This is a genomic window from Pseudomonas sp. P5_B3, assembly GCF_056400405.1.
In genome coordinates, this window is sequence record NZ_JBFULI010000027.1 from 83731 (window position 1) to 109573 (window position 25843).

24 protein-coding genes and 1 pseudogene are annotated in these 25843 nt (G+C 54.5%); 7 read left to right on the plus strand and 18 right to left on the minus strand.

Annotated elements, in window-relative coordinates; translation table 11 throughout:
* The first annotated feature begins 167 nt into the window (after positions 1-167).
* Positions 168-1067, plus strand: coding sequence for a LysR family transcriptional regulator (locus AC1DRN_RS17085; RefSeq protein WP_477786757.1), 900 nt, complete (start codon positions 168-170; stop codon positions 1065-1067).
* A 257-nt stretch (positions 1068-1324) separates the two neighbouring features.
* On the opposite strand, the gene AC1DRN_RS17090 is transcribed toward AC1DRN_RS17085, so the two are convergent.
* The 4 genes from AC1DRN_RS17090 to AC1DRN_RS17105 all read right to left on the minus strand — a co-directional run bounded on the left by AC1DRN_RS17090 (position 1325) and on the right by AC1DRN_RS17105 (position 5343).
* Positions 1325-2368, minus strand: a complete 1044-nt coding sequence (locus tag AC1DRN_RS17090; protein ID WP_477786751.1) for an NADP-dependent oxidoreductase — start codon at positions 2366-2368, stop codon at positions 1325-1327.
* 45 nt (positions 2369-2413) lie between these two features.
* On the minus strand, positions 2414-3283 hold the full coding sequence (locus tag AC1DRN_RS17095) for an alpha/beta fold hydrolase (RefSeq protein ID WP_477786752.1): 870 nt from the start codon (positions 3281-3283) through the stop codon (positions 2414-2416).
* A 96-nt stretch (positions 3284-3379) separates the two neighbouring features.
* Positions 3380-4168, minus strand: coding sequence for an SDR family NAD(P)-dependent oxidoreductase (locus tag AC1DRN_RS17100; protein ID WP_457265830.1), 789 nt, complete (start codon positions 4166-4168; stop codon positions 3380-3382).
* A gap of 74 nt (positions 4169-4242) precedes the next feature.
* Entirely contained in the window at positions 4243-5343 is a 1101-nt protein-coding gene (locus tag AC1DRN_RS17105) for an alkene reductase (protein WP_223431524.1), read from the minus strand.
* A 167-nt stretch (positions 5344-5510) separates the two neighbouring features.
* On the opposite strand from AC1DRN_RS17105, the gene AC1DRN_RS17110 reads away from it, so the two are divergent.
* A complete protein-coding gene (locus AC1DRN_RS17110; RefSeq protein WP_223462283.1) occupies positions 5511-6110 on the plus strand; it encodes a TetR/AcrR family transcriptional regulator in 600 nt (199 codons plus the stop codon).
* A gap of 63 nt (positions 6111-6173) precedes the next feature.
* Positions 6174-6266 (plus strand): annotated as a pseudogene (locus tag AC1DRN_RS17115) (transcriptional regulator); the annotation flags it as partial.
* Positions 6267-6326: 60 nt separating this feature from the next.
* Here AC1DRN_RS17115 and cuyB read toward each other — a convergent pair.
* Together cuyB and AC1DRN_RS17125 are read right to left on the minus strand one after the other, a co-directional pair.
* Positions 6327-7847: a cysteate racemase gene (gene cuyB, locus AC1DRN_RS17120; RefSeq protein ID WP_457265831.1), complete on the minus strand. Its 1521-nt coding sequence runs from the start codon at positions 7845-7847 to the stop codon at positions 6327-6329.
* Positions 7848-7857: 10 nt separating this feature from the next.
* Positions 7858-9144 carry a dicarboxylate/amino acid:cation symporter gene (locus AC1DRN_RS17125; RefSeq protein ID WP_477786753.1) on the minus strand — a complete coding sequence of 429 codons (1287 nt, stop codon included), beginning with the start codon at positions 9142-9144 and terminating at the stop codon, positions 7858-7860.
* Between the two features lie 231 nt (positions 9145-9375).
* Between AC1DRN_RS17125 and AC1DRN_RS17130 the strand changes: the two genes are divergently transcribed.
* Positions 9376-10305 (plus strand): LysR substrate-binding domain-containing protein, encoded by a 930-nt coding sequence (locus AC1DRN_RS17130; RefSeq protein WP_457265833.1) that lies wholly within the window; start codon positions 9376-9378, stop codon positions 10303-10305.
* A gap of 199 nt (positions 10306-10504) precedes the next feature.
* Here AC1DRN_RS17130 and AC1DRN_RS17135 read toward each other — a convergent pair whose 3' ends face one another.
* Together AC1DRN_RS17135 and AC1DRN_RS17140 are read right to left on the minus strand one after the other, a co-directional pair.
* On the minus strand, positions 10505-11035 hold the full coding sequence (locus AC1DRN_RS17135; RefSeq protein ID WP_457265834.1) for a DUF2867 domain-containing protein: 531 nt from the start codon (positions 11033-11035) through the stop codon (positions 10505-10507).
* Between the two features lie 23 nt (positions 11036-11058).
* On the minus strand, positions 11059-11736 hold the full coding sequence (locus tag AC1DRN_RS17140; protein WP_223462287.1) for a DJ-1/PfpI family protein: 678 nt from the start codon (positions 11734-11736) through the stop codon (positions 11059-11061).
* A gap of 126 nt (positions 11737-11862) precedes the next feature.
* Between AC1DRN_RS17140 and AC1DRN_RS17145 the strand changes: the two genes are divergently transcribed.
* Entirely contained in the window at positions 11863-12417 is a 555-nt protein-coding gene (locus AC1DRN_RS17145; RefSeq protein WP_223462288.1) for a TetR/AcrR family transcriptional regulator, read from the plus strand.
* Between the two features lie 134 nt (positions 12418-12551).
* Here AC1DRN_RS17145 and AC1DRN_RS17150 read toward each other — a convergent pair whose 3' ends face one another.
* The 3 genes from AC1DRN_RS17150 to AC1DRN_RS17160 all read right to left on the minus strand — a co-directional run bounded on the left by AC1DRN_RS17150 (position 12552) and on the right by AC1DRN_RS17160 (position 15968).
* Entirely contained in the window at positions 12552-13754 is a 1203-nt protein-coding gene (locus AC1DRN_RS17150) for an MFS transporter (protein ID WP_457265835.1), read from the minus strand.
* Positions 13755-13842: 88 nt separating this feature from the next.
* Positions 13843-14865, minus strand: a complete 1023-nt coding sequence (locus AC1DRN_RS17155) for an alpha/beta hydrolase (RefSeq protein ID WP_223462290.1) — start codon at positions 14863-14865, stop codon at positions 13843-13845.
* Positions 14866-14918: 53 nt separating this feature from the next.
* Positions 14919-15968 carry an NAD(P)-dependent alcohol dehydrogenase gene (locus AC1DRN_RS17160; RefSeq protein WP_457265836.1) on the minus strand — a complete coding sequence of 350 codons (1050 nt, stop codon included), beginning with the start codon at positions 15966-15968 and terminating at the stop codon, positions 14919-14921.
* Positions 15969-16133: 165 nt separating this feature from the next.
* Between AC1DRN_RS17160 and AC1DRN_RS17165 the strand changes: the two genes are divergently transcribed.
* Complete coding sequence (locus tag AC1DRN_RS17165) at positions 16134-17051, plus strand: AraC family transcriptional regulator (RefSeq protein ID WP_477786754.1); 918 nt, start codon at positions 16134-16136, stop codon at positions 17049-17051.
* A 5-nt stretch (positions 17052-17056) separates the two neighbouring features.
* On the opposite strand, the gene AC1DRN_RS17170 is transcribed toward AC1DRN_RS17165, so the two are convergent.
* From AC1DRN_RS17170 to AC1DRN_RS17200, 7 genes are all read right to left on the minus strand, one after another.
* Positions 17057-17305: a dimethylsulfonioproprionate lyase family protein gene (locus AC1DRN_RS17170; RefSeq protein WP_223462293.1), complete on the minus strand. Its 249-nt coding sequence runs from the start codon at positions 17303-17305 to the stop codon at positions 17057-17059.
* Positions 17306-17383: 78 nt separating this feature from the next.
* Positions 17384-18535: an MFS transporter gene (locus tag AC1DRN_RS17175; RefSeq protein ID WP_477786755.1), complete on the minus strand. Its 1152-nt coding sequence runs from the start codon at positions 18533-18535 to the stop codon at positions 17384-17386.
* Positions 18536-18633: 98 nt separating this feature from the next.
* Complete coding sequence (locus AC1DRN_RS17180) at positions 18634-19668, minus strand: GlxA family transcriptional regulator (protein WP_477786756.1); 1035 nt, start codon at positions 19666-19668, stop codon at positions 18634-18636.
* Between the two features lie 48 nt (positions 19669-19716).
* Complete coding sequence (locus AC1DRN_RS17185; RefSeq protein ID WP_457265838.1) at positions 19717-21066, minus strand: MmgE/PrpD family protein; 1350 nt, start codon at positions 21064-21066, stop codon at positions 19717-19719.
* An 86-nt stretch (positions 21067-21152) separates the two neighbouring features.
* A complete protein-coding gene (gene proX / locus AC1DRN_RS17190) occupies positions 21153-22196 on the minus strand; it encodes a glycine betaine/L-proline ABC transporter substrate-binding protein ProX (RefSeq protein WP_223462297.1) in 1044 nt (347 codons plus the stop codon).
* 69 nt (positions 22197-22265) lie between these two features.
* Positions 22266-23231: a glycine betaine/L-proline ABC transporter permease ProW gene (gene proW, locus AC1DRN_RS17195; protein WP_263289793.1), complete on the minus strand. Its 966-nt coding sequence runs from the start codon at positions 23229-23231 to the stop codon at positions 22266-22268.
* 47 nt (positions 23232-23278) lie between these two features.
* Complete coding sequence (locus AC1DRN_RS17200; RefSeq protein ID WP_223462298.1) at positions 23279-24316, minus strand: quaternary amine ABC transporter ATP-binding protein; 1038 nt, start codon at positions 24314-24316, stop codon at positions 23279-23281.
* A 448-nt stretch (positions 24317-24764) separates the two neighbouring features.
* Between AC1DRN_RS17200 and AC1DRN_RS17205 the strand changes: the two genes are divergently transcribed.
* On the plus strand, positions 24765-25727 hold the full coding sequence (locus tag AC1DRN_RS17205; RefSeq protein WP_223462299.1) for a LysR family transcriptional regulator: 963 nt from the start codon (positions 24765-24767) through the stop codon (positions 25725-25727).
* Positions 25728-25843 lie beyond the last annotated feature (116 nt).

The following is a 25843-nucleotide window of genomic DNA, read 5'->3' on the forward strand; positions in this document are numbered from 1 at the left end:
TTTGAATGTGCAGGGGAGGAAAGCTCCTCCCTTACGCTGAGGACATTGTTGAGATTTCGCGGCACTAGATAAATGTGCAGAAACCAACAGGATTGTTATCCTGATCAGCAACAATCATCCAGTTATCATGTTTCCCGAGAAAGAGACTTATGGAGCTTCTACAGTCGATGCAGGTATTCGCCAAGCTGGCTGAGTTGGGAAGCTTCACCAAAGTCGCGGAGGCAATGCAGGCAGGACGCCCGCACGTCACACGCACCATTCAGGATCTGGAAGCTTCGCTGGGTGTCCGCCTGTTCCAACGCACTACTCGTAAAGTGAAACTGACTGCTGAGGGCGAGCGGTTTTATGAGCGTGTCAAAGAGATTTTGGCAACAATCGCAGAAGCCACTTCCATGTTCGACCGTAGTGGGTCGACGTTGCGGGGACGGCTTCGCATTGACATCCCCACTGCATTTTCCCAGCACAGCTTCATGGAAAACCTGAGAGAATTTACGGAGGCATTTCCCGAAATCGAGCTTTCGCTGGGCGTGACCGACCGTGCGGTAGATCTCGTAGCCGAGGGCATCGACTGTGCATTGCGAATCGGTGACCTCCCGGACTCAAGCATGGTAGCTAGAGAAATTGGTACCGCCACCATGGTGACCTGTGCGTCTCCAGGTTATCTCCAAGCCTGCGGGGTACCCAGAACCCTAAACGATCTAACAGACCATCGATGTGTCAGCTTTCTTTCTGGTCAGAATCACAGACCGCTGCCTTGGCATTTCTCGGTAGATGGTGAAGATCGTCCACATACTCCTCATGGTGGTATCACCGTGAATGAGTCGAATGCCTACGTTCAATGCGGTGTTGCAGGCTTCGGCATTATTCAAGCGCCGGGAATTACCGTTGAGACTTTCCTCGAAAGCGGAGAACTGGTTGAAGTGCTCAGGGCATTTCGTCCCAAGCCTCGCCTGGTTTCCGTGCTGTACCCAAGTAGAACGCATCTTGCACCTCAGGTGGATGCGTTTGTGGATTGGTTAAAGGAGCATTTTCCAGTGCTACACCCCAGCTGGTTCAAATCTCACTAACCTGCAGCCGTATGCCGACTCGGCATAGAGATAGGTTTTTGCCGTAAAATGTGTCTGGCGGACGATCATCAACTACCGTGTACCGGGCAGCAATCGACCCAATCGGTTCGTCACGGTCTCCAGAAATACAGTGGCAATACAAATGCGGGAGTAATGGAAGCTGAGCACGGCACCGCGACCGCTGAGTCTTGGCTGACCAAGAGAGTTCAGCTTGAGTACAAAAGGGTCAGAGAAGGGCCCTTTTTCTTGCTCAGTTTTCAGCCAGTTTGCGCCGTTGGTAATACTCCTGGCGATAGCGAACTTCCCGCAAGCTTAATGACAACTTTGCCTTTCGATCTTCCTTGTTCGACATAGCTCAAAGCCTCGGCTGTTGATTCGAAAGGGAAGGATCGGTCGACCACCGGTTTGATAATGCCGGACTCGATCAGAGCAGTGATTTCACCCAGTTGAGCACCACTCGCACGCATAAAAACGAACGCATAGCTGACGTTCCGCCTGCGAGCTTTTCTGCGGATGCCGGTGCTCAACAAACGCATCACCAAACCCAATCCCCAGGACAGTTTTTGCTCTTCAGCGAATTGCGGCGTCGGCGGCCCCGAGATGGAGATGAGCTGGCCACCAGGCTTCAGAATGGTGAGCGACTTTTCTAGCTCATCCACGCCCAAGCTGTTCAATACGACGTCATAGTCCTGCAAAACGCTTTCGAAGTTTTGCGTCCTGTAATCGATGACAACGTCCGCTCCCAGCGCTTTAACCCATTCAACATTGTTTGTGCTGGTGGTTGTCGCAACGAAGGCGCCCAGATGCTTGGCGAGTTGGATGGCGATTGTACCGACGCCACCCGAGCCGGCGTGGATAAAGACCTTCTGGCCTTTTTTCAGCTTGGCGGTTTCAACCAGCACTTGCCAAGCCGTCAGAGCCACCAGCGGGAGGGATGCGGCCTCTTCCATGCTGATGTTTTTAGGTTTCAACGCGAGTGCATTTTCCTGTACCGCAATCAGCTCGGCGAACGTGCCTATGCGCTCCTGAGGAGGGCGTGCGTAGACTTCGTCACCTGGCTTGAAGCGCCGCACACCGGATCCAACGCTGACCACGACCCCAGCCAGGTCATTGCCCAATATCAACGGGAATGAGTACGGCAAGATCAGTTTGAATTCGCCTGTACTGATCTTTGAATCAAGCACGTTGACGCTTGTGGCATGCACTTGAACCAGGACGTCATGTGCACCCACCTCAGGTGCGGGCACCTCGGCTACACGGCCATTATTCTTGCCGTAACGGTCGATTAGAAATGCCTTCATGTTGATTCAACTCTCATGGATTCAAATGGGAATGGTCGAATACGCTCAGGCATCCAGGAATACCGTTGCGTTGGCCACGAAGTCGGCATGATGTTGGAAAATTCCGCCATGCCCTGCGTCTTCGTAAATGATCAGTTGTGAATTCGGGATCCGGTTTGCCAAGTCGGTGGAGTTGATCGTGGGCACCATGATGTCGTTGTCACCGTTGGCGATCAGTGTCGGTATCAGTATGCGACTGAGATTTTGTGGGGGTTGTCTGCCCCATGCCTGAATGGCTTTTAACTGCCGCAAAAAAGCGGTTGGCGTTGGATTTTTGTCTCGATCTTTCCTGCGCTCCTTCAGGCGATTCAGAAAATCCTTGGCGGCTCGCCGGCCATTGACCGTCGAGGTGAAGAAGAGGTAGGTCTTCGGATCGCGCAACGTCAGCAAACCTTTAAGCATTAACGGCCAGCTCACTGACCAGACCTTGTCGATGCCGGTGCCGCCAGCAGGCCCGGTACCGGTCAGAATCAGTCTGCGCACCAGGTCAGGGGCGCTCAGAGCAATTTCCTGGGCCACGAACCCACCAAGTGAAAAACCCAGCAGGTCGACCTTGTCGAAACTCAGCGCACGAATCAAAGCGATGGCATCGCTTGCCATTTCACTGACCGKCGCAGGGGCCGTGCCACCTGATGCGCCGATTCCCCGATAGTCAGTGGCGATGATGCGCCTGGTGCTTGCGAGCCCGTCCATGATCCGTGGGTCGAAGTTGTCCAGCACTGCGCCCCAATGGTTAAGCAGAACGAGCGGCAACTCACCCTTGGGGCCTATGTCACGGTAAGCGAACGCTGTTCCTTCGACCTTGATCCATTTGTTCGCTGCATTTACGAACTGCGTGCGCGATCCGGGATGAAGTTTTGTGTCTTGAATATTCATGTTTGCCCCGTGATGCGGGTCGAAAAGCTGCAAGTGAGACTGTGTTGCAGGCGCTTTTAAATCGAGTGCTGCGCACCAGCGCCTGCTGCACGATGATTACGCCTTGGCTTGATAACGCTCGGCGACATCGGATTGCCTGATCTGCGACAGCAAGCCCTGGCGTGCGGCCTGCAAGGCATCCCAACGGGCGGCGTCCTGCAAGGGTGGGATGGTCACTGGCTCGCGACGATCGAAACCGACCAGCGCGGCATCGACCAGATCACCCACTTCCATGACGTCACTGAGGGTATTGATGTCGATGCCCGCTCGCTCCCAGATTTCGGTGCGAGTGGCTGCCGGCAGAACGGCTTGCACATAGACGCCTTTGGGCGACAGCTCCAGGCTCATACCTTGAGAAAGAAACAGTACAAACGCCTTGGTCGCGCCGTAGACCGTCATGCCGAACTCAGGTGCCAGGCCAACAACCGAGCCTATGTTGATAATCGCGCCGTTTCCGGCTTGTGCCAGGCGTGGGGCGATGGCGCTGGCAAGCCGTACCAGTGCCGTAGTGTTGAGCGTAACCAACTGAGCAACGCTGTCGGTGGATTGTTCGATAAAGCTGCCGGATTGTGCGGCGCCTGCATTGTTCACCAGGATGCCAATACTGGCGTCGTCGCGCAGGCGGGCCTCGACCGTGGTCAAATCGCTGATTTGGGTCAGGTCAGCCTGGAGAACATCAATGGTGATGTTGTGTTTCTCTAGCAGCCGGGCTGCAAGAGCATCCAGCCGCCCTTTGTCGCGGGCAACCAGTACGAGGTCGTGCCCGCGCTGTGCAAAGCGCTCGGCATAGGTAGCGCCGATGCCAGTGGAGGCGCCGGTAATGAGAACGGTGGTAGGGATGCTCATGAATTGATCCTCAGTTTCGGATATCGATAGGCGAGTCATGCGTGGTGTCCGGAGGACGTGCGCTGACCTGATTTTTAGCCGTGCCGGGTACTGGATTCAGCAAGGGTTGGGTAGTCGATGTAGCCTTCTGCACCGCCGCCATACAGGGTCGCAGGATCGAACGCCGACAAAGAGGCAGCGGTTTTAAGGCGCTCCACCAAGTCAGGGTTACCTATGAAGGGACGTCCAAAGGCGAACAAGTCAGCCTTGTCATCGTTGAGTTGAGAGGTGGCCAAATTCACGTCGTAGCCATTGTTCGCGATGTAAGTGTTTTTGAAGCGTTGGCGCAAAGAACCAAAGTCGAAGGGCGCAATATCGCGTGGCCCGCCAGTCGCGCCTTCGACCACATGGAGGTACACAATGCCCAAGGCATCGAGTTGGTCGACAATGTAGTCAAACTGGGCCTGCGGTTCGCTGCTGGAGACACCATTGGCTGGCGAAACTGGCGATATACGGATGCCTGTGCGCTCTGCACCGACCTCGGCTACTACCGCCGCCGTCACTTCCAGCAGTAGGCGAGCGCGATTTTCAATCGAGCCACCGTAGGCATCGGTGCGGATATTGGCACCGTCCTTGACGAACTGATCCAGCAAATAGCCGTTTGCGCCGTGGATCTCTACGCCATCGAATCCCGCAGCGATGGCATTTGCCGCCGCTTGGCGAAAATCATTAACGATCCCGGGAAGCTCGCTGATATCAAGCGCTCGCGGCTCTGAAACGTCCACGAAGCTATTATTGACGAAGACCTTGGTTGCGGGACGGAGAGCGGAGGGTGCTACCGGAGCGGCGCCGTTCTCCTGCAGGTCAACGTGCGATACGCGTCCGACATGCCACAGTTGCAGGAAAATTCGTCCGCCTTTTGCGTGGACGGCATCGGTGACCTTGCGCCAGCCATCAATCTGCGCCTGCGTGTAGATACCGGGCGTATCCTGGTAGCCCTGTCCCTGCTGCGAGATCTGCGAGGCTTCGGAGATCAACAGGCCTGTAGAGGCTCTCTGGCTGTAATAGGTTGCAGCGAACTCGCTCGGGACGAAGCCTTCTCCCGCACGGTTACGCGTCAGCGGAGCCATCACGATTCTGTTGGAAAGTGTCAGCGAGCCGAGCGTGTACGGCTCAAATAACGTCTTATCATTCATATCGTTTCCATACTCGTTGATTAATGAAGGCGACATGCGCCGTGCCAGGGAATATTCGTGTTGGCGCATTTATGATGTCGATCGAACTCAAAACTGTCAATGCTTTTGATTATGATCGACATCAGAGTATGATGAAGGCATTGCTTTGAGATGCAGAGGCGCAGGAAATGAAGATCACCAAGGCGCAATCACTCGCCAATAGAGCTCACATCGTTGAGACGGCTTCAGAGCTGTTTCGCGAGCGTGGCTACGATGGCGTGGGGGTGGCGGAACTCATGGCAGCTGCCGGATTTACGCAAGGAGGTTTCTACAAGCATTTCGGCTCCAAGGCCGATTTGATGGCTGAAGCGGCAGCGAACAGTCTTTCGCATTCGCTGACCAGTTCCGAAGGTCTCGAAGTTGCTGAGTTCATCGATTTGTATGTGTCGAGGGATCACCGAGACGGCAGGGGCAGCGGTTGCACCATGGCGGCCCTTTGTGGAGACGCTGCGCGTCAATCAGATGAGTTGAAAGCCACCTTTGCCAGCGGGGTAGAAAGCACGCTGGCAGCGCTCGAAGAAAAGTACAACGCGAGGCAAGACGCGCCGCAGGATGGGGTACGGGCAAAAATGATCGACATGCTGGCGCATGCAATCGGTGCGGTCATGTTGTCGCGCGCCTGCCCAGATGATTCTTCTCTGGCTGATGAAATACTCGAGGTTTGCCACGCTGAAATAATTGCGTCATTGCCGTTGTCGCCAGTCAGTGAGCCGCTGGGGAACACATAGATGGACGCTTTGTGGCAGATCTTGATCATTTGGCCAGGCATTGAAGGAGTTGCGAGAGATGTTGTCGGTGAGACAATAGACGGGAATCACCGAACCTTGAAAGAGTGGAAAGCGACATATGGTTCCGACACCGTCGAGTCGTGGCTGACCAAGTGACATTGGTTTGAGTACAAAAAAGGCCCGATAAGGGCCTTTTTGCTAAAGCGGAATTTGACTCTAGAGCGGGTTTTTCTCAGTCGATAAGCCATCTGGCTGACTTGGCTTTGCTGTATTTTCTTGGGCTAACTCAATGCATTTCAATGCCAAAATGGTTGTTGGATCGACCAGTGCAACCTCATGATTTTTGATCATGTAGGATTCACTATGTTCTAGCACCAGTGGTAGCTCCGTGCACCCCAGGATGAGCACATCTGCACCCAGTTCACACAAGTGCTCTGCTGCGATCAAGAGCTGGTCTTTACAGATGCCGTCTGTGTAACCTGCTTTGATTCCGTGGTTTCCATAAATCGACTCCATGACCAACGCTTGGTAATCCACACCAGGGGCGATTATTTGCAACCCTGCTCGCCGCGCTGCTTCGTGATAAACCTGACTTTTTATTGTGCCGGATGTCGCAAGCAGCCCAACGATTTTGCCAGCGCCATACCGCTGCACGATTGCCTCTACAGTCTCTGTCAGCATGTTCACAATAGGTACACGCAGGTGCGCCTGGATGCGCTCAACAAATGCATGAGCCGTATTGCACGGAATCGCTATGGCATTGGCGCCGGCACTTTCCAGTCGCTTGCACGTTGCGTACATCGCCATCGTCGGATCAGTTTCGTCATTCAGCAAGTTGGCTGTGCGATCAGGGATCTGGGGGTTTTGTTCCACCACCATTTTGATGTGCTCTTGATCGCGACCTGCCGGTGTGTGCGCCACAACCTTACCCATGAAGTCGACCGTTGCTGCCGGCCCAACTCCACCCACTATCCCAAGCTTGAACGGCGGGCGGGTCGACTGGCCTTTCTCCAAGGTGGCGAAAGTGGCATAAATCTCGTTGATATCCAGGACAGTCAAGCCACGCCGTTGAAGATCACCGCAGACCAACGAGAGCTCAGTCATGCCCGGCAGGATGATTGTGGCGCCCTGATCCTGAAGCGAAAGGCAGGCCTTATAGACAGACTCCAGCGGTACACCGTCAAGGTTCCCATCTTTGATGCCATTAACGCCATACATCGCGTCCATCAACCCAGACTGCTCGTTATTGTTTGGATAAACGAGCTTGAAGTCATTGCCGAAATAGCGCTCAAACAACCCGGAGTGCCTGACATAGTCGGACGCGATTATGCCCAGTGTTGTACCAGGTTCAGCGACATGATCCACGTGCTTGCGTAACGCCGTCATCATATCCAGAACGGGTATGCCAATTTCCTCCTGGATTTCCTCACGAAAGGTGTGACTGGCAAAGCAAGGCAGTAAAACTGTATTGACTTCGCTGGCCTCGAAGGTCTGACAAACCTGGAAAACATAGAACTTTCTAGAGGTCATGCTGGCGCCCCGATCCAGAGGCATCAGAACGTCTTTGAAGGGGTGTTGCTCAAAGAGGAAGTGATAGCGACCTTGATCTTCCAGAACAGCTCTGGACTTCACCAACTTGTAGAAAAGATCGCCGCCGGCCAGTGAGCCAAGTCCGCCGACGATACCTAGTTTGCGAGCAAACGATGACCCGCTGGACGGCTTCGATTTACCTTTCATGTTTAGGTTCTCAGGCGGTGGCTACAGTATGAATTGGGAGCGGAGACTCAGTGCCGGGCGCGTCTTCTGCTTCTTCATGTGGTTCTGATTTGGCAACCACAGCCGTCGCGATGCTATTGCCAACCACGTTGGTGGCAGTCCTGGCCATATCAAGGAATTGGTCAATGCCAAGGATCAGCAAAATACCGGCTTCGGGAAGATTGAACATGGGTAACGTAGCCGCCACCACAACCACCGATGCTCGGGCTACACCCGCCATTCCCTTGCTGGTGATCATCAGCGTCAGCAAGATGAGCAGTTGCTGTGTGAAGCTCAGGTCGACGTTGTAGGCCTGAGCAATGAACATGATGGCGAACGCTTGATACATCATCGAGCCATCAAGGTTGAATGAGTACCCCAACGGTAGAACGAAGCTGGATACGCGCTTCGGCGCACCAAATTTCTCCAGTGCCTCCATGGTTTTCGGATAGGCGGACTCGCTACTGGCAGTCGAGAATGCCAACAGAACAGGTTCGCGGATGAGCTTGCCCAAGGTAAACACCGAGCGGCCGAGGAACAGGTAGCCGGCAGCGAACAACACGCACCACAGAATCACAATGCCCAGGTAGAACTCGGCAATCAGCTTTCCGTAATCGACTATCAAGCCAAGACCTTGAGTAGTGATCGCCGATGCGATGGCTGCGAAAACTCCAATTGGTGCGAAAGCCATGACGAAGTCCGTGACCTTGAACATCACCTTGGCCAGCTCTTCGATGCCATCGACAATCGTTGTGTAACCCGCTCGCTTCACACCTGCGAGGGCAAATCCGAAGAACAACGAGAACACCACGATTTGCAGGATTTCGTTGTTGGCCATTGCTTCAGCAATGCTGCGGGGAAACACGTGACTGATGAAAACCTTGAGGCTGAAATCCCCGGTGTTCACCACGGGGCTTGCCGCATGCTGGACGACCTCCATGTTCAGTCCCGCACCGGGCTGGAACAGGTTGACCAGTCCCATGCCGATTGCCAGCGAGATTACCGATGCGGTGACGAACCAGGCCATGGCTCGCAGGCCAATGCGTCCAACGGAGCGGGAATTTCCCATGCTGGCAATGCCACCGACCAGCGTCGCGAATACCAGGGGCGCGATGATCATCTTGATCATGCGTAAAAATATGTCGGTGACCATCGAGAAGTAAGACGCGATCTCTTTGGCGCTTTGTTCGCTCCCTGCGAAATGGTGGCACGCCCATCCGACAAGCACGCCCAAGGCGATGCCAATTGCGATCCGACGCGGAAGTTTATTTTTCTTCACGGAGCTTTCCTCAAGTGGTTTTTTTGCTTTTTTTTTACTTGGCAGGAGACAAGTGTCATTCGGTCGAAGCTCTGTGGCCTCGCACCAACGTTTTCGATTCTAGGGTCGGGCCTGGAAGGGCGTGATGAGTAATCCCGATAGCCTCATGCGCTTTTAGAATAGTTTTCGAAACTGCTGCTTCTTCCTCGCTGGGGCGCAGTAAACTGCTCATTCGGGACATGAGGTGTCGGTATGCAAATCAAATGGCTGGATGATCTTCTGGCGGTCGCGGAGTGGAAGAATTTTTCTCGGGCTGCGGAGGTTCGCTGTGTGACCCAGTCGGCTTTGTCGAGGCGTATAAAGTCTCTTGAAGAATGGGTAGGTGCGGAGTTGGTGGATCGTGGCACCTATCCTGTCCAACTGACCTCTGCTGGCCGCACATTTTGTGAAGAAAGCCGTGAGGCATTGGCGGGATTAATGAGGCTGCGCTCAAGCCTTCGCGAGGTAGAGCGGATGCCAGGGCGATCCATCCAGGTCACTGCCGGCCACAGTCTGTCGATGACATTCCTGCCGAAATGGCTGAAGCAATTTCAGCAGCACAATGAGCAATTCAATGCGCGGGTCGTTGCCGCCAACATCCACGACGCGGTCATATCTCTGGAGGAGGGGAGTTGTGATCTGATGATCGTCTACCACCATCCCCTGGCACCCATACTTCTCGATTCGGAAAAGTTCGGGAGTTTGACCTTGGGTCATGACGCGTTTATTCCTGTGTGCGCACCTGACAGCGATGGGATTCCGCTGTATCCCTTACCGGGCACCTCCAGCAAAACAGTTCCTCACCTCGCTTATACAGCTACGACTTTTCTAGGTCGTGTTGCCGACATCGTCATAAAGAATGGCCCGACTGCATGCATGTTGGAGCGGTGCTACGAGGCGGATATGACGATGCTACTGATGCGAATGGCAGTCGAGGGTTATGGGGTGGCATGGTTGCCACAAAGCGCTGTCATAGACGAGCTTCAACGAGGACAGTTGGTAAAAGCGGGTGGTGATGAATGGAGCACGCGACTGGAGATACGCTCATACTGCTCCATCACCAATGAGAACCCTACGATGCGCAACTTATGGAAAACCCTCGAAGGAGCTTCCCGCGATCTCCATGGCAAATCGTCCAGTTGATCGAAGCTCCGAGGCTCGAAAAGAATCCCCCAATTTTGAGTAATGACATCTGCGCATCGGGTCATTCTGCAACGCTACTTGGAAGACGGGGCCGTGCCCATCGAGGCCTAACGTTTGACATGAGAGACTTGGCCAGGCTTGCCAGAACAGCCTTTCGATGGAAGGGTTAGACCTCAGGGGGCACACAGCGCTCTCAGCCTTAGGGGCAGGTAGCCAGAGGCCAACCGACGCGCGCTGCACGGAGGAGGCTGGCCTTGACAACCAAGCGGTGAAATGGGGCAATGACGAAGATGTAGGCCCGGCCTAGACGGTTGTGGCATTGGACCACGGTTGAAACAACGAGTTGGTGACTGCCTTCTGGCTCTGCCTCTCCAGAACATAGGATCGATATCCGGAAGTCGAGGTGCTTGTCGTCCTCTCCCAACACGATTTCAGTCTGGTTCGTGCTGTAGATCTTGAAGATTCCAACCCGATTAGCAAGTGTTGCCAAGTGTTTGGCTGTCTTGAGACCGAAACAGGCAACAATAGTGTCTCGGACTTTCATGAGCCATCCGATCCAGGATGGCTGGTGGGAAAAGATGAATCGAGCCAGCAAATCTGGATTGCTACATGTGCCCGCAGGGAGCCGAATCGTAAAAGCGTCCGCAAGGTTCATCGACTTGTAAAAGTGGGAGATGCCGGACCTCGAGGGGACTGGCACGGACGTAATGAGCTCAAATTCTCGGGGCATCGGGGATCTCTCCTGAGTTCTAACTACCAATTAGACGACATGCCATGTCGCGTTTCTTGTTGCGATGGTTTGTCGTATAACACTCCTTGTCGCCCTGTGGCGCAAATTTCTCCTTGTCGGATACTGAGCCCGATCAAGGCATCATAGAGCTCTTGCTGCCCAGCAGGCAGAACAGGAAGCAACGTCGCACGGCGCTTGTCGACATCGAACCAGGATTCAACCAACCATCCCACCAGATAGAGCGCCGCAAGGCATCCGCCAGCGGTTGCAACGTTCCCCTGGCATACAAGAGGCTGATCCACGGGCTCAAGTCCCAGAGCTTGCAAGCTCGATCGTGCATCCGGGTGTGTAGTTGCTTGGCCGCTGAGCAGCCCAAGCCGTTCGAGAATGAAAGCTCCGGCGCATATGGAGCCGATTCGCTGGCGTCTGGAGTCAAGTTCAAACGACGGCAGGAAATCTGGGGCGGCAAGTGCAGCGGATATCCCTTCCTTGCCGCTGACGAACAATACCGCGTCGGCACTATTGGCCTCGGAAAGCGGACCGTGCACTGAAACAGGCAGGCCGTGCGCCGATCGCACGATAGAGCTAGAACCCAATATTCGGACGTGCCAGTCCTCAGTGTTGCGGCCTAGAATGTCCCACATCAGGAATAGGTCGATATCAGTGAATTGGTCGAAAGCAACCAGAACGATTTTCTTCAAGGCGAGCTCCATGAAAAGTGCAGGCGTGCAAAACGCAACGGCCATCTTTGCTGGTGTTCGCAGCGTATCAATCGGTTGCGCACCATACACAGTCTGTATGGCGCTAAATATGGAGTGAAATTACGGGTGAGAAAACTAACTCGTCACCATTGGATCGCGGCTGGTTTTGAGGCCCTCGACCAAATAGGGCATATTGGCGTTTCGGCCGAGAGTCTATCGCGCCGATTGAATGTGACCCGCGGATCGTTTTATCACCATTTCCGCAATCGCGAAGACTTTGTCCGTACCTTGCTGGCCGCTTGGGAAGAAGACTACACGGAGCGCATGCTCGCTTATGCGGCGCAGGGGCGTAGCGCGGGCGAAACCTTGAAACGCTACTTGAGTATTGCCGCTGAGAAACAACCTGGGCGGGAAGTTTCCATCCGAGCCTGGTCGCTGCACGATCCGTTGGTAGGCGAGTTTCAGCAGCGTGTTGACACAAGACGACTGGACTTCGCGATACGGACGTGCCGCCGCTTGGTCCATATGCCAGGCGAAGCAGAAGTGATTGCTCAGGTGGCCCATCTGTGCCTGATTGGTGGTCAACAGGCAGGGCTGCGGCGTGATGCCGTTCGCTTCAACAGTTTCCTGCATCGAGCCTTTTCACTTTTCGAAGGGGCTCTTCCACCGTGGCGGGCCTAAGTCATGAGCTAAATTGGGTAACTGAATAAATAGAGTTCGCGTGCCACTGCAAATGTGTTTGGGGTAGGGACGTCGCTACCAGTGTTCATTTTTAACGAAGCTTGTCTAGCCTAAGGCAAGTGGGCACAGTTATTTCAAGCAATGCTTACCGATGCAACAGGCTCCCGCGATGCTGCACGTCCAGCCAGGAAGGCAAGAACGGCCGCCACGCCCAGCAAGGTGGCGCTCAATTCGAAGGTCACTTGATAGCCGCTCGAGTCGAAGACCAGCCCGCCAACAGTTGCGCCAGACGCAATAGCGAGTTGGATGATCGCCACCATTAAACCACCTCCAGCTTCAGCTGAGTCTGGCAACGTTCTCGCCAGCCATGTCCACCATCCCACGGGCGCTGCAGTCGCAACCAGTCCCCATGCGCCAAGCAAGACGGTCGTGGTGGTCGCCGAGCTACCGAATGAAACAAGCGCCAGTGCAATCATCGCCATAAAGATCGGGATGACGATGAGGGTTCGATGCAGGCCATTTTTCAAGAACGCTTCAATCAGGAAGGTTCCGGCAAGTCCCGCCAGGCCCAGTACGAGCAACATAAAAGACAGCATGGAGACACTGACGTGCGTGACCGTTTCAAGGAATGGGCGCAAATAGGTAAACAGCATGAACTGGCCCATGAAAAACACACTGACCGCCACCATGCCTAACGCGACCGGTACGCTTTTCATTAACCTGAAGACGTTTCCAGTGCCTGAACCGCTTTGCGATTTCATCGGTGGAAGGCTTACAGATAGCCATACACAAGCGACTGTCGCGACTGGGATGATGCACAAAAATGCACCGCGCCAGCCAATCAAGGCGCCGAGAAAACTGCCCAATGGTGCTGCAATCACAGTCGCCAAAGCGTTGCCGCCGTTGACGATTGCCATGGCACGCGTGATCTGGTCATCAGGCACAAGGCGCATGGCGGTTGCCGCCGACAGTGACCAGAAGCCACCAATTGCAACACCGATCAGCGCGCGCCCGATCATGAATACCCCGTAGTTCGGTGCGAACGCGACCACGGTTCCGGAAAGGATCATCAACAGCGTCAGAGAAAGAAGTAGCGGTTTACGGTCAACCCGCGCCGCCACCAAAGGGATAAGAAGGCTGGTGAATAAGGCAAGCAGCCCCGAAACGGAAATGCCCTGACCGGCTTGTCCTTCGGTGATATGCAGATCGGCGGCAATGGGTGTCAGCAGGCTGACGGGCATGAACTCCGATGCCACCAGTGCGAAGGCGGCAAGTGACATGGCCAGGACAGCGCTCCATGAATGTTGAGCTTCACTGGAGGTGGGAAGATGGGTCATTGAATAAATCCTGTATTGCGTGAAGCGTCGCGGCTCCCGAAGCGAAGCCACGAGAGAGGAGCGGTTCCCGTGTGGGTCGCCGATCCGATTACTTCAGATGACTGTTGAAGAACGTGGTCAACTTGGCGAAGGGAATCAAATTGACCCGATCGTAAAGATCCACATGCCCGGCATCTGGAACGATCAGCAACTCTTTGGGTTCGGCCGCCCGTTTGTAGGCGTCCTCGCTGAACTCCCTTGAGTGCGCCGTGGCGCCCGTAATGAAAAGCAGTGGGCGCGGGGAGATGGTCTCGATGTCGTTGAACGGGTAGAAGTTCATGAACTTCACATTGCTGGTCAGCGTTGGCATGGTAGTGGTTTGCGGCGATGCGCCAGCGGGGGTGACCTCGCCGCGCGCAGTGCGGTAGAAATCATAGAACTCATCACCCACAGCGTTGCCGGTCAGCTTTAGTGGTGAGCCGCTGGTATAGCGAACTTCGCCGCCCCAGAATTCCGCGTTACGCTGCTGCGCCGCATTGCGAATGATTTGCTGGCGTTGTTCCAACGTTACTGAGTGCTTGAGGCCGTTACGGTTGGCCGCCCCCATGTCATACATGCTGACCGTGGCGATGGCTTTCAGACGTGGATCGATCTTGGCGGCGCTGATGGCGAAGCTGCCACTGCCGCAGATACCGATGACACCGATACGCTCTCGATCGACGATCGGGCGAGTGCCGAGATAGTCCACGGCTGCACTAAAGTCCTCGGCGTAAATATCGGGCGAAACCGCTTGGCGAGGCGTACCTTCGCTTTCGCCCCAGAACGACAAGTCCAGTGATAGCGTGACAAATCCCTGCTCGGCCATTTTAGTGGCGTAAAGATTCGCACTCTGCTCCTTTACTGCACCCATAGGGTGACCGACGATTATCGCTGCACTCTTTGATTGCGGTTCGAGTCCTTTGAGGGTGAACAGGTTACCTGTCACCTTCATGCCATATTGGTTCTTGAAGTTAACCTTTTCTACGATCACTTTATCGCTGGAGTAGAAGTTGTCTGCGCCGTTCGACATGTTGGCTCCCATTGAAGAAAAAGAGATAACAAGCAGCCCTAGGGCTAGCAAAATTCCTTTCACTGCATATTCCTTTCGATTGAATGGTTGTTCACTGGAGTTTTTGACTCAGGCGTTTAGTCAGCCAACGAGGCGTTGTCGATCACGAAGCGATACTTGACGTCACCCTTGAGCATTCGCTCGTAGGATTCATTTATCTGGTCTGCTCGAACCAGTTCGATGTCGGCGACGATGCTGTGCTCGGCACAGAAATCCAGCATCTCCTGTGTTTCCGGGATGCCTCCGATCATCGAGCCGGCAATCGTTCGGCGCTTCATGATCAGGTTGAACACGTTGGGTGACGGATGCGGCGAGGCCGGTGCGCCGACTAGCGTCAGCGCACCATCACGCTTGAGCAGAACCAAAAAAGCATCAAGATCGTGTGGGGCTGCGACGGTGTTGAGAATGAGGTCGAAACTCTTGGTATGTGCCGCCATTTCTTCAGGGTTGCGCGATACGACCACCTCATCGGCGCCTAACTCCTTTGCCGCCTCGCACTTGGATTCAGAGGTGGTGAACGCCACAACGTGGGCACCCATCGCGTGGGCCAACTTGATGCCCATGTGACCCAGACCGCCGATGCCGACCACGCCTATTTTCTTGCCTGGGCCGGCGTTCCAGTGACGCAGAGGAGAGTAAGTAGTGATGCCCGCGCACAGCAGCGGGGCGACGGCAGCCAGTTGCGCCTCGGGATGGCGGATGCGTAACACGTAGCGCTCATGCACCACGATGTTTTGCGAGTAGCCGCCCAGCGTCCAGCCAGGTGCATCCGGTGTCGGGAAGTTGTAGGTACCGACCATCTCATCGCAGTAGTTTTCCAGACCTGTGTCACAGTCGTCACAGTGCTTGCAGCTGTCGACGACGCAGCCGACACCGACCAGATCGCCCACTTTGAAATCCGCTACATGTGCGCCCACCGCCGATACGCAACCGACAATTTCGTGACCCGGTACACACGAAAATTGCGTGCCTGCCCACTCGGCGCGCACTTGGTGCAAATCCGAATGGCAGATGCCACAGAAGGCGATATCGATCTGAACATCATGGGCTGCAGGCGTGCGGCGATTGATCTGCATCGGCTCAAGGGGTTTGTCGCCCGCGTGAGCGCCATAGGCTTGTACAAGCATGGGAGAGACCTCAAAGGATTTGTCGAATGGACATTTTCCCGGTCTGCCAAGGCTCTCTGTAGTGCATTTAGCTGGATTACTTGCCTGATGCTATGAGTCTCTGTTTTTTTTCAGGACGCTCGGGAGCTGGCGAGTTAGAGTTCTGTGAAGAGGTATAAGACGAATATGACGAACAACCCCGACACAGCTCCTCAACAGACATCGCCACAAGAAAGGCTTGCGCAGATCATCGGCGCGCAGATATCGAAACCAGGTGATTTCGGAACGGCCATTACAGGTCTCGTCTTCTTCAGGCGCGAGCATCCAGCACCGCCCATCGTCTGCATGGTTGAGCCAAGCATCATCCTCGTAGCCCGAGGTGAGAAACAGCTCTGGGTAGGTGGCGAGGGCTATCCCTATGACACATCGCGGTTTCTGATCACCTCATTGGACTTGCCTGCCAATTCAGAAGTGCTGACGGCAAGCCCGGAACAACCATGCTTGGGGCTGACGTTGAAACTCGATCTACGCATGCTGGCTGAGCTGATAGCGCAAAGTGACCTGCCGCCAACCCGTGATCGATCAGTTGCGAAGGGGGTAGGAATTGGTTCCGTGACACCAGCTATGCTGGCCTCGTTCGAGCGCTTATTGGCACTGCTCGATGAGCCGGAGTCCATCCCTGTCCTTGCACCCTTGATCCAACGCGAGATTCACTACCGTCTCTTGCAGAGTGATCAGGCGAGCCGGCTGCGACAAATAACGTCTGTCGATGGGCAAGGTTATCGGATCGCGAAAGCCATCGATTGGCTGAAGTTGAATTACACCTTGGCGCTTCGCGTCGACGAACTTGCGGCCCGGGTGCAGATGAGCGCTCCGACCTTTCACCACCACTTCCGCCGACTCACTGCAATGAGCCCCTTGCAGTATCAAAAATGGCTGCGACTGAATGAAGCAAGACGGTTGATGCTCAATGAACACCAGGACGTATCCAGCGCCGCTTTCAAGGTCGKATATGAAAGCCCGTCCCAGTTCAGCCGCGAATACAGTCGATTGTTTGGCGTACCCCCCAAGAGAGATATTGCGGCGCTACGAGGGCAGGGGTAGCAACATCAATGCGTACTTGAGGGGTGATTGATGATGGCTTCGCTTGCCGACGGCTCCGTGTCTGGTTTAACAAGGTAGCTGAGTGTCATGCAGCCGACATCTTTTCGGTACCAGTAACCTTCCGATAAAACGACATTAAACTCTGCCGGAGGATGCTTGTGGTACGGATAGCAAAGATCGGGCTCCATTACCGCCAACCCCACTGTCAAAGTTGAACATGGCAGGCCACTTTGAGAATTCAGTGATACATCCATCGAGATGCCTCCTGGTTTTCTGGACGAAGCGTTCGATTCGCCATGGCCAATGCTGAAATCGCGCCGGAAACGATTGGGTTAATTACGAAGAAATCGTGCTGTTGCACTGACAAAAACGAGGAGAACAATCAGACAGCCCAGTGCGAACGACAAGGTGCTCAGATGGGCGACCGCCCCAATAAACACGGGACCGATCAGAATGCCCGCGTAGCCCATCGAGATGACAGCGGGGATGGCTACCGCCTGTGGCATACGTTGCTGCCGGCCTACAGCGGTAAAGATCACCGGGACAATGTTCGAGCAGCCAGCCCCGACCAAGGCGTAGCCGACCAAGGACGCGGGCCAGCCATCGATTCCGAGCGACACAATCATGCCCGCGGCTGCGCAAAGCCCGCCAAGCGCAACGACGCGCACGCCGCCCAGTTTGCTGACGATGGCGTCCCCCGTCAGGCGGCCCACCGTCATCGCAGCGGCGAAGGATGCGTAGCCCAAGCCGGCGATGCTCGGCTCTAACCCTCGGCTCGAGACAAGGAAGACTGCGCTCCAGTCAAGCATTGCACCTTCAGTGAGGAAGACGATGAAACAGAGCGTCCCTAAAAGCAGCACGATACCCCTGGGCACCGCGAACATTGGTCCACCCCGTTCAGTGCCATAAGTCAGAAAAGCAGGCGCTGCCTTGTAAAGCGCTCCCAAAACGGTGGCAAYGATGCAGAGCGCCGCAATCAACGGATGCAGGCCCAGGGTCAGCAGAGCGGTCATCGCCCCGGCGCCCAATATGCCTCCGACGCTGTAAAGGCCATGGAAGCCGGACTGAAGTGCCTGCCCGCTGTTTTTCTCGACGATGACGGACTGTATGTTCATGGCGCAATCAAGCATGCCCATACTGGCACCGAAAATAGTGACAGCGATGACCAAGCCAGGCAGCCAGGCCACGGTGCTCAACAGCGCAAGAACGGCACACAAGACAATCGTCGCCCAGATTACGACCGGTCGGCATCCATAGTGCGCAGTGAGATACCCAGCGAAGGGCATGGCCACAATAGATCCACCGCCAAGGCCAAGCAGCAGCAACCCCAGGCCACCATCGTCCAGGCCGGCGCGTGCTTTAACCAATGGAACCAGAGGCGCCCAAGCGGACATGAGCAGGCCCGCGATGAGGAAGGCAATGCGTGTAGACATCCGCTCGCTGTGGTTAGCCGTGGGTATTAATACCGGCGATGGAGCATTCATAATTCTCGGTAATCCTTATCGATGATGCCAGCCATCGTTTACTCGGCTTAGACGGTGCGGGTTTCGTATGTTTGTCGCGTGCCCGGGTTTCGGAAAACTTAGCGCCTGCGCTCATACGTTGCTCTATAACTGCTTGGCGCGACGCCAAAGAAGTCACGAAAGCGCATATGGAAGTTGGCGAAACTACAGAAGCCGGTCGCAATCGCGATATCGGTGATCGGCCGATTGCTCTGCAGAATAAGCTGTCGCGCTCGAGTCAAGCGCAGCTCAAGGTAGTAGCGTGTGGGCGTGGCGCCCACGAATCGGCAGAAACGCCGCTCCAATTGTCGTCGGGAAATTTTCACACATTCAGCCAGTTCGTCGATCGATAGTGGCTCTTCGATGTTCTTTTGCATCAGTTCTAAAGCGAGCTTCAGGGTTTGTGGCAAGGTGGGGTCAGTGTCAACGATGACAGTCGATATCCCGGAGACTTCAGCGGTTTGATCGCAACTGAGTATTTCCTCGACAGCGTGGGTCAGCGACACGCCTTGTTTAGCGGTGATGAGCTCCAGCATCATTCGTAACGAACTGCTGGCGCCGGCGCATGTGATACGGTTTCTATCCAATACGTGAGTCCGACAAGTGACCAGGACTTTGGGGAAAMCATCCTCCATCATCGCTCGCCCATCTGGATGGAAGGCACACTCGACACCGTCCATTAACTGAGCTTCCGCCAGAAAAAACGCACCATTCCACAAACCGCCCATGGTCGCGCCAAGAGATGCGACGTTACGTAGCTTGCGCCGTAACAGCGGGTCGCTGATCAGCTTCACTCGCAAACCACCAGCGACAATGAGAACGTCGATACGATCCGGTAGTTGGGATAACTCCAGGTCCGCTGAAATTGCTATTCCCAGATCGCTCATTACAAGGCGGTTCTTGATGCCGACCGTCAACACCTCAAACGCCGGTGTCTCGTTAATCAGGTTGGCGGTCACCAGTGCATCGATAGCGCCGGTGAACGACATCATCGAGAAATTGTTCAAAAGCACGAAAGCTACACGAGTCACCGCCTGCGGCATTAATGGTTTCTGCGCCGTATAGGAGTACCCCATGTTCTTGTCTTTAAGCACGCTCTCGAATACGAATGGCATAAATCCTCTTTGACACCTTTACCAATAGCTGCGAAACCGTTGCGCAATCTAGACAGCGGTTTTTGGAGCAGACAGCAACAAATCAAAGAATGACTCGCAGTCATCGCTCTCAGGCAGTGCTTCAACACTGTTCTTGATCGCATTGCTGAGCGTGGATCCCAAGCTGTCATCAGCCAGCAAAAGATATTTAGCCGTGAGTTCGGCACTCGACATAGGGTTGCCGGGGTCGCCCTTGGCCGTCGCGGTGGGGCTCGTAAGACGCGTGCCGTCTTTCAGGGTAACGGTGACGCGGGAGAGAATTTCCTCAGGGAACCTGGCGGACAGGTCGGGCGCCTCATGAAGGGTTATCTTCGCGCTGATGTTCAAGATGTCCGGTGCATGAATGGAATCCCCGGTGACCTCTTTTGGCCCCAGCTTCCCGCGAACGATCAAGGCAGCGAGCGGGAACGCCAGCGCATACTGGGCCTCATCCGCGTTCTTCGGAAAATGCCCCTGCAAGCACACAGACTCGTGGAATGTCTCGACATCGATGGTCTCGATCAACTCAGCAGTGATGACTGGATGTGCTCGCATCAAATCGGTCATGGCCGTGAGTGCCGGTTGCGCCCACCGACATACCGGCCACGGTTTGAAATATTGCTCGTCGATCTCCCAACGGGTCCCGATGTCCTGCCAGAAAGTGGAAATCTCCAAAGGTTCAACGGTGGCGGCTGGAGCGCCCGTGACACCGAGCTGCGCCATCAGTAATGCGTTCAGTCCGGCATACGCCCCGGCGCCGTGGGCATCACGCAACATCGTCGGAAAGCTCACCAGGCGCATCATCGGGCACCTGGGGCCAAAGTATTCCGCGATACCCAGCGCATGACGGAACGTCGTTTCATCAAGCTTCAGCAGGCGGGCACCGGCGCAAACGACCCCGATCCCGGAAAAGGCACCTGAGGCATGGTATTCCGGGGCCGTGGCCATCAATGCCTGGCCCGCCCGCAAGGCAGTCTCGTAACCGATGCACAGTGCGCTGAGGAATTCCTCGCCGCTGATGTCTTTGCCCTGACTGCGATACGCGTCAACCAATGCAACAATGGCCGGGACTACGGTCGCACCCGCATGTCCCTTGGAGGTGAAGTGACCTTCATGTGCATCCAGGCTATCAACGCAGAAACCGCCGGCATACGCGGCGCCCAAGGGATGTACGGCTCTGCCGTCGAACCAGAGGCGACTGGACAGCTTGTTGGCAGAGTAGTGGGTGTCAGCGTAGGTTTTGAGCATCACGCTGGTTTGATTATTGCGAGCACCGGCGGCCACGCCAATGATGTCGAGCAGGCAAGTTTTAACCAACTCGCGTGTATGCAGGGGCGCGTCCTTGTAACTGAAATTCTGGACGAATGAATACAACTGCATTTCAATATTCCCGAGTGATGAACGCCGAAACGGATAAAAGGTTGCCCGGTGAAGGGCAACCTTTTATGCAGATTTATAAGAAGGGACTAGTTCTTTGCGGTGGCGGTATTTGCCGCGGCGCGTGCGTCTGCCAGCCAGCTGTCGTATTTCGCGCGATGGGCCGCGATCCATTCTTTGGCGTGCCGGGTAATGTCAGCTGCACTTTTTTCGCCATTGTGCATTTTCAGATTTTGCGCGCTTTCATCGTCGGTAGTGATCTGCATTTCAGACAGGAACTTCACGGCCGCCGGATTTTTCTCGGCAAACTCTTTATTGATGACCGCTTTGACACTGTCTACCGCGAAACCAAGGTTTTTACCATTGAAGGTAGTGTTGGTATCGTTTTTGCCACCTGGAAGATCCGTACGCGGCACGGTTAACCACACAACATCTTTACCTTCAACCAGAACACCGGAAATCCACTGAGGTACCCAGGTGTAATAGAGAATCGGCTTGCCTTCTTTATAACGAGCAATAGTGTCGGCCATCAGGGCAAAATAGGAGCCCTGGTTATTTGTGACGGTTTTTTCCAGGCCATAGGCTTTCATATGGTGGGCAATGATCAGCTCACAGCCCCAGCCGGGGTTGCAACCTGTCAGGTCGGCTTTACCGTCGCCATTGCTATCGAACAGCTTGGCAATCTCTGGCTTTTTCAAATCATCGATAGAGGTGATGTGATACTCGTCAGCCGTTTTCTTATCGATCATGTAGCCCTGTAGTACGCCCGGCATAATAGCGCCGGTTTTCACCATCGTCTCATCGCCGCCGGCCTTCTCGTAGAAAGATTTGTGTAGTTCCTCCCACAGATGAACCGAGAAATCAGCGTCACCATTGGCAATCGCAATCATCATGGTGGAGTACTCGGTTTCCTTAGGCGTCTCAACGTCATAGCCCAATTCCTTGAGACCTGCCATTGCAATCTCTCCGCGGAATCGCTCTTCGGCGATTGACGGGAATATGGGAGTGATTGATATCCCTTTTCCGGGCAGCTGCGCCGTGGCGGCCGATGCGAAAACAGGTGAAACCGCTAGTACTAAAAGCGCCACAGAGTGAATGAATTTCTGTTTTATTCCGAATGTTGTGAAGTTCATTATCGTTTGCCTTGGCTGGATTAAAGAAGTTGGCATTTCTTTTGGTTCACGACGCGCCGCTGAGCGGAGTTAGTTTTCTTTGGGACTGACTTCTATTTTCGTAAGAGTATTTTTTTTCTTCAGGCGATAAATGACACCCGCCGGGCCTGTCTGGTACCAGTGCTCGCCTTTGGTTGCCCTGTTACTGCGTTCGCCCATTGCCTGGGTCAGTCGGTCGAGGAAAATCGCCAGCAATACCAGCCCCAATCCACCGACGGTTGCCAAGCCCATATCAAGGCGGCCAATCCCGCGAAGTACCATCATCCCCAACCCGCCAACCGAAATCATTGATGCGATCACCACCATGGAAAGTGACAGCATCAACGCCTGATTCAGACCCGCCATGATCGTCGGTGCAGCTAAAGGGAGTTGAACCCGTCTCAGCATCTGGCGTGGGGTGCATCCGAAAGCCCGGGCTGCTTCAACCTTGTCTTCCGGTACCTGGCGAATTCCCAGATTGGTGAGCCTGACCAGTGGTGCTACCGAAAAGATGATCGTGACCAGTACCCCTGGTACGTTGCCGATACCAAACAGCATCACCACGGGTACCAGATAAACAAAAGCAGGCAGTGTTTGCATTGCATCGAGCACCGGCCGCAGAAGCATCTCAAGCCGGTCACTCCGGGCACACAGGACGCCCAGCGGTATGCCAATAACTGCACAGAAAAACAGTGAAGTGAGTACCAGGGCGAGGGTGATCATGGCGTCATTCCATACGCCGATCACTCCTAAGAGGGTGAGGGTGACGAGGCAAAGGATTCCTATCTTTTTCCCTCCGATCTGCCAGCCGAAGAGCGTTGCAATAATAATGAATATTGACGGAGGAATAGCCAACAATCCGAACTGGATGCCATTAAGTACCTGGTCGATTGGCCATCTGATCGAGCGAAATACCTCGCGGAAATTATGAACCAGAAAATTCAGGGCAACTTCTACCCATTGGCCCAAAGGGACGTTGATGGATTGAAATGGGTCTAGAAAATTGAATTCGTTCATGTCATTACCTGAATGTCCTTGCCTGGCAAGCCAGCAAATAGAGCCTATTAGTGTCGGCTCATTGTCTGAAGCAGCAGGCTCTTGGAGATCGTGCCTTTGAACACACCCTGGCGATCCAGCACGGCAACTGGATTAACGGCATCAGCAACGATGTGAAAGACGTCCTGCAGGAGTACATCGTCGCGCAGCGTAGGCGTGGATTGATCCACGGCGTACGGATGCTCTGCACAAATCCTGGCAACATCGCCAGCCTTCAGGATCTTCGAGGCATCGAAACCTTTGAAGAAAGCCCTGACGTAATCGTTCACCGGGTTGCAAAGCAGCTCTTGCGGGGTACCGATCTGTACTACCCGGCCACCCTCCATGATCGCAATGCGATGGCCGATGCGAATCGCCTCGTCGATGTCATGGGAGATGAAGATGATGGTGCGATGCTGTTCTGCCTGCAGGCGGATCAGTTCGCCCTGCATTTCGTGGCGAATCAACGGGTCGAGTGCCGAGAAGGCTTCGTCCATCAGCAGGATAGCGGGATCATTGGCCAGCGCTCGGGCCAGGCCTACCCGCTGTTGCATACCGCCGGAAAGTTGGTGCGGATAGCTGTAGGCGTGGCCATCGAGCCCCACCTGTTTGAGTGCCTCGAGTGCACGTTTATGCCTTTCACTTTCCTCGACACCCGAGATTTCCAGACCGAAAGCAACGTTGTCGATCACACTCATGTGGGGCATCAGGGCAAACGACTGAAATACCATGCTCATGTCTTTGCGACGAACGCTGAGCAGATCAGCATCCGACAGACCGGTAATTTCCTGTCCGTTAAGATGGATTGTTCCGCAGGTTGGCTCGATCAGTCGATTGAACAAGCGGACCATCGTCGACTTCCCGGAACCGGAAAGCCCCATGATGACGAAAATCTCTCCGCGTTTTACGGAAAAACTGGCGTCAAAAACGCCAACGACTTGACCGGTTTTGCTGAAAATTTCACTTTTATCAGCACCGCGAGCCAGCATCTCCATCGCGAGTTTTGGCTGAGCACCAAAGACTTTGTAAATGTTTTTTACCGAGAGTATCTCGTCACCAAGACTCATAACCCCTCCTGCTGCAATTACGATATAAGACCAAGAATTCAGGTGTACGTGTCTTGATCAGTTCAGACGGTGCTTGTGGGGGCAGTCAAGCTGGGAGAAAGGTTGGGAAATAGTCATTGTGACCATCCTCTTTATTATGTGGTGTTTATTATTTTTGTTTTATCGGTGCTGAATTAAGCAGTACCTTGAGGACCAAGTTATTACCTAATAGAGTCAGCGTCTAACAACATTTCTTCCAGCCAATCAATAACGTCATGTTATCAATTATTTAATTAAGCCAATTTGCGACCGCGGCAGTGCCAGTTGCGCAGACGAATGCGGCTGGCCCTGTTTTAGCCCCTGTGTTTGAGCTACGCTCCAGCGTAGGCTCCAGGTGGAACCCTCTCGCCGATCTCGTCCCTAACGGCCCTCCGAAGGGCCCCGAACCGGATATTCAATACTCTAGGTTATGGTTAAGCACATCGATCCAGACATGACGCTGCTGAAAATGCCGTCTCTGAAAGCAGTGAAGTCATTCGTAGCCGCCGCAAAATATCAGAGCTTTACCCGTGCGGCAGAAGCACTGTGCGTTACTCAAGCGGCAATCAGCCGTCAGATTCGGGAACTTGAGGCGTACCTTGGGGTGGATCTATTCAAGAGAGTGGGGCGAGCAGTCGAGTTGACGGAAGCCGGATCCATCTTTTTTGATGCGGCACAGATATCTTTCGTCAACATTTCCCAGGCGGCGGAGCGCATTCGTACCAACAATGCAGGCAAGCGCACGTTGACGCTTTGCTGTTCTCCCGCGTTTTCAGCCCTCTGGCTCGCAGCGAAGCTGCCGGGTTTTTTTACCAAAAACGCAGATATCGACCTCAATCTGGTCACCACTCAAAACTTTTTGTCGATGGAGCCGGGTGTAACTCCGGACATCTTCATCACAAAAATGGCCAGGATTCAGGATGGCTACCGCAGTTATCCGTTGTTTCATGACGTCATCTACCCGGTGTGCACTCCTCGTTACAAAGAGCAGCACCCTGAGCTGTCCAGCCTGGAAGCACTACGCGACGGGGTTTTGCTGAACCTCAGTCCCTATGGCAGATCCCAGGTAGCGGAGCACGTTGACTGGGGCGTTTGGCTGGCTTATCACGATGTCGATATCGAGAAACGCCCCCACGACAGTCCTCACGTGTTCAACGCGAACGACTACAACCTGGTAATCAGCATGGTGTTGACCCATCAGGGCGTAGCCCTCGGATGGAATCACCTGGTTGCAAACCTGATCGAAAACGGCACGCTGATTCGGCCGATCGAAGAGGAAGTGGTTCTCCATGAAAGTCAGCACTATCTGACCTTTCGTGAAGACCGGATCAATGACGACGCGTGTTGCCGGCTACGCGACTGGATTCTCGCCCAGTTTTCCCGAGCTGTTTAGAAGACAGGAGTACTGACTGAGCAGTGACTCGGGGTGCGAGGAGGGGAGAAGTTTGGGGATGCCGGTGGTGATCATTCGTGGTTCTCACCACCGGCAGTTTTGCTCTTAGCCGACAG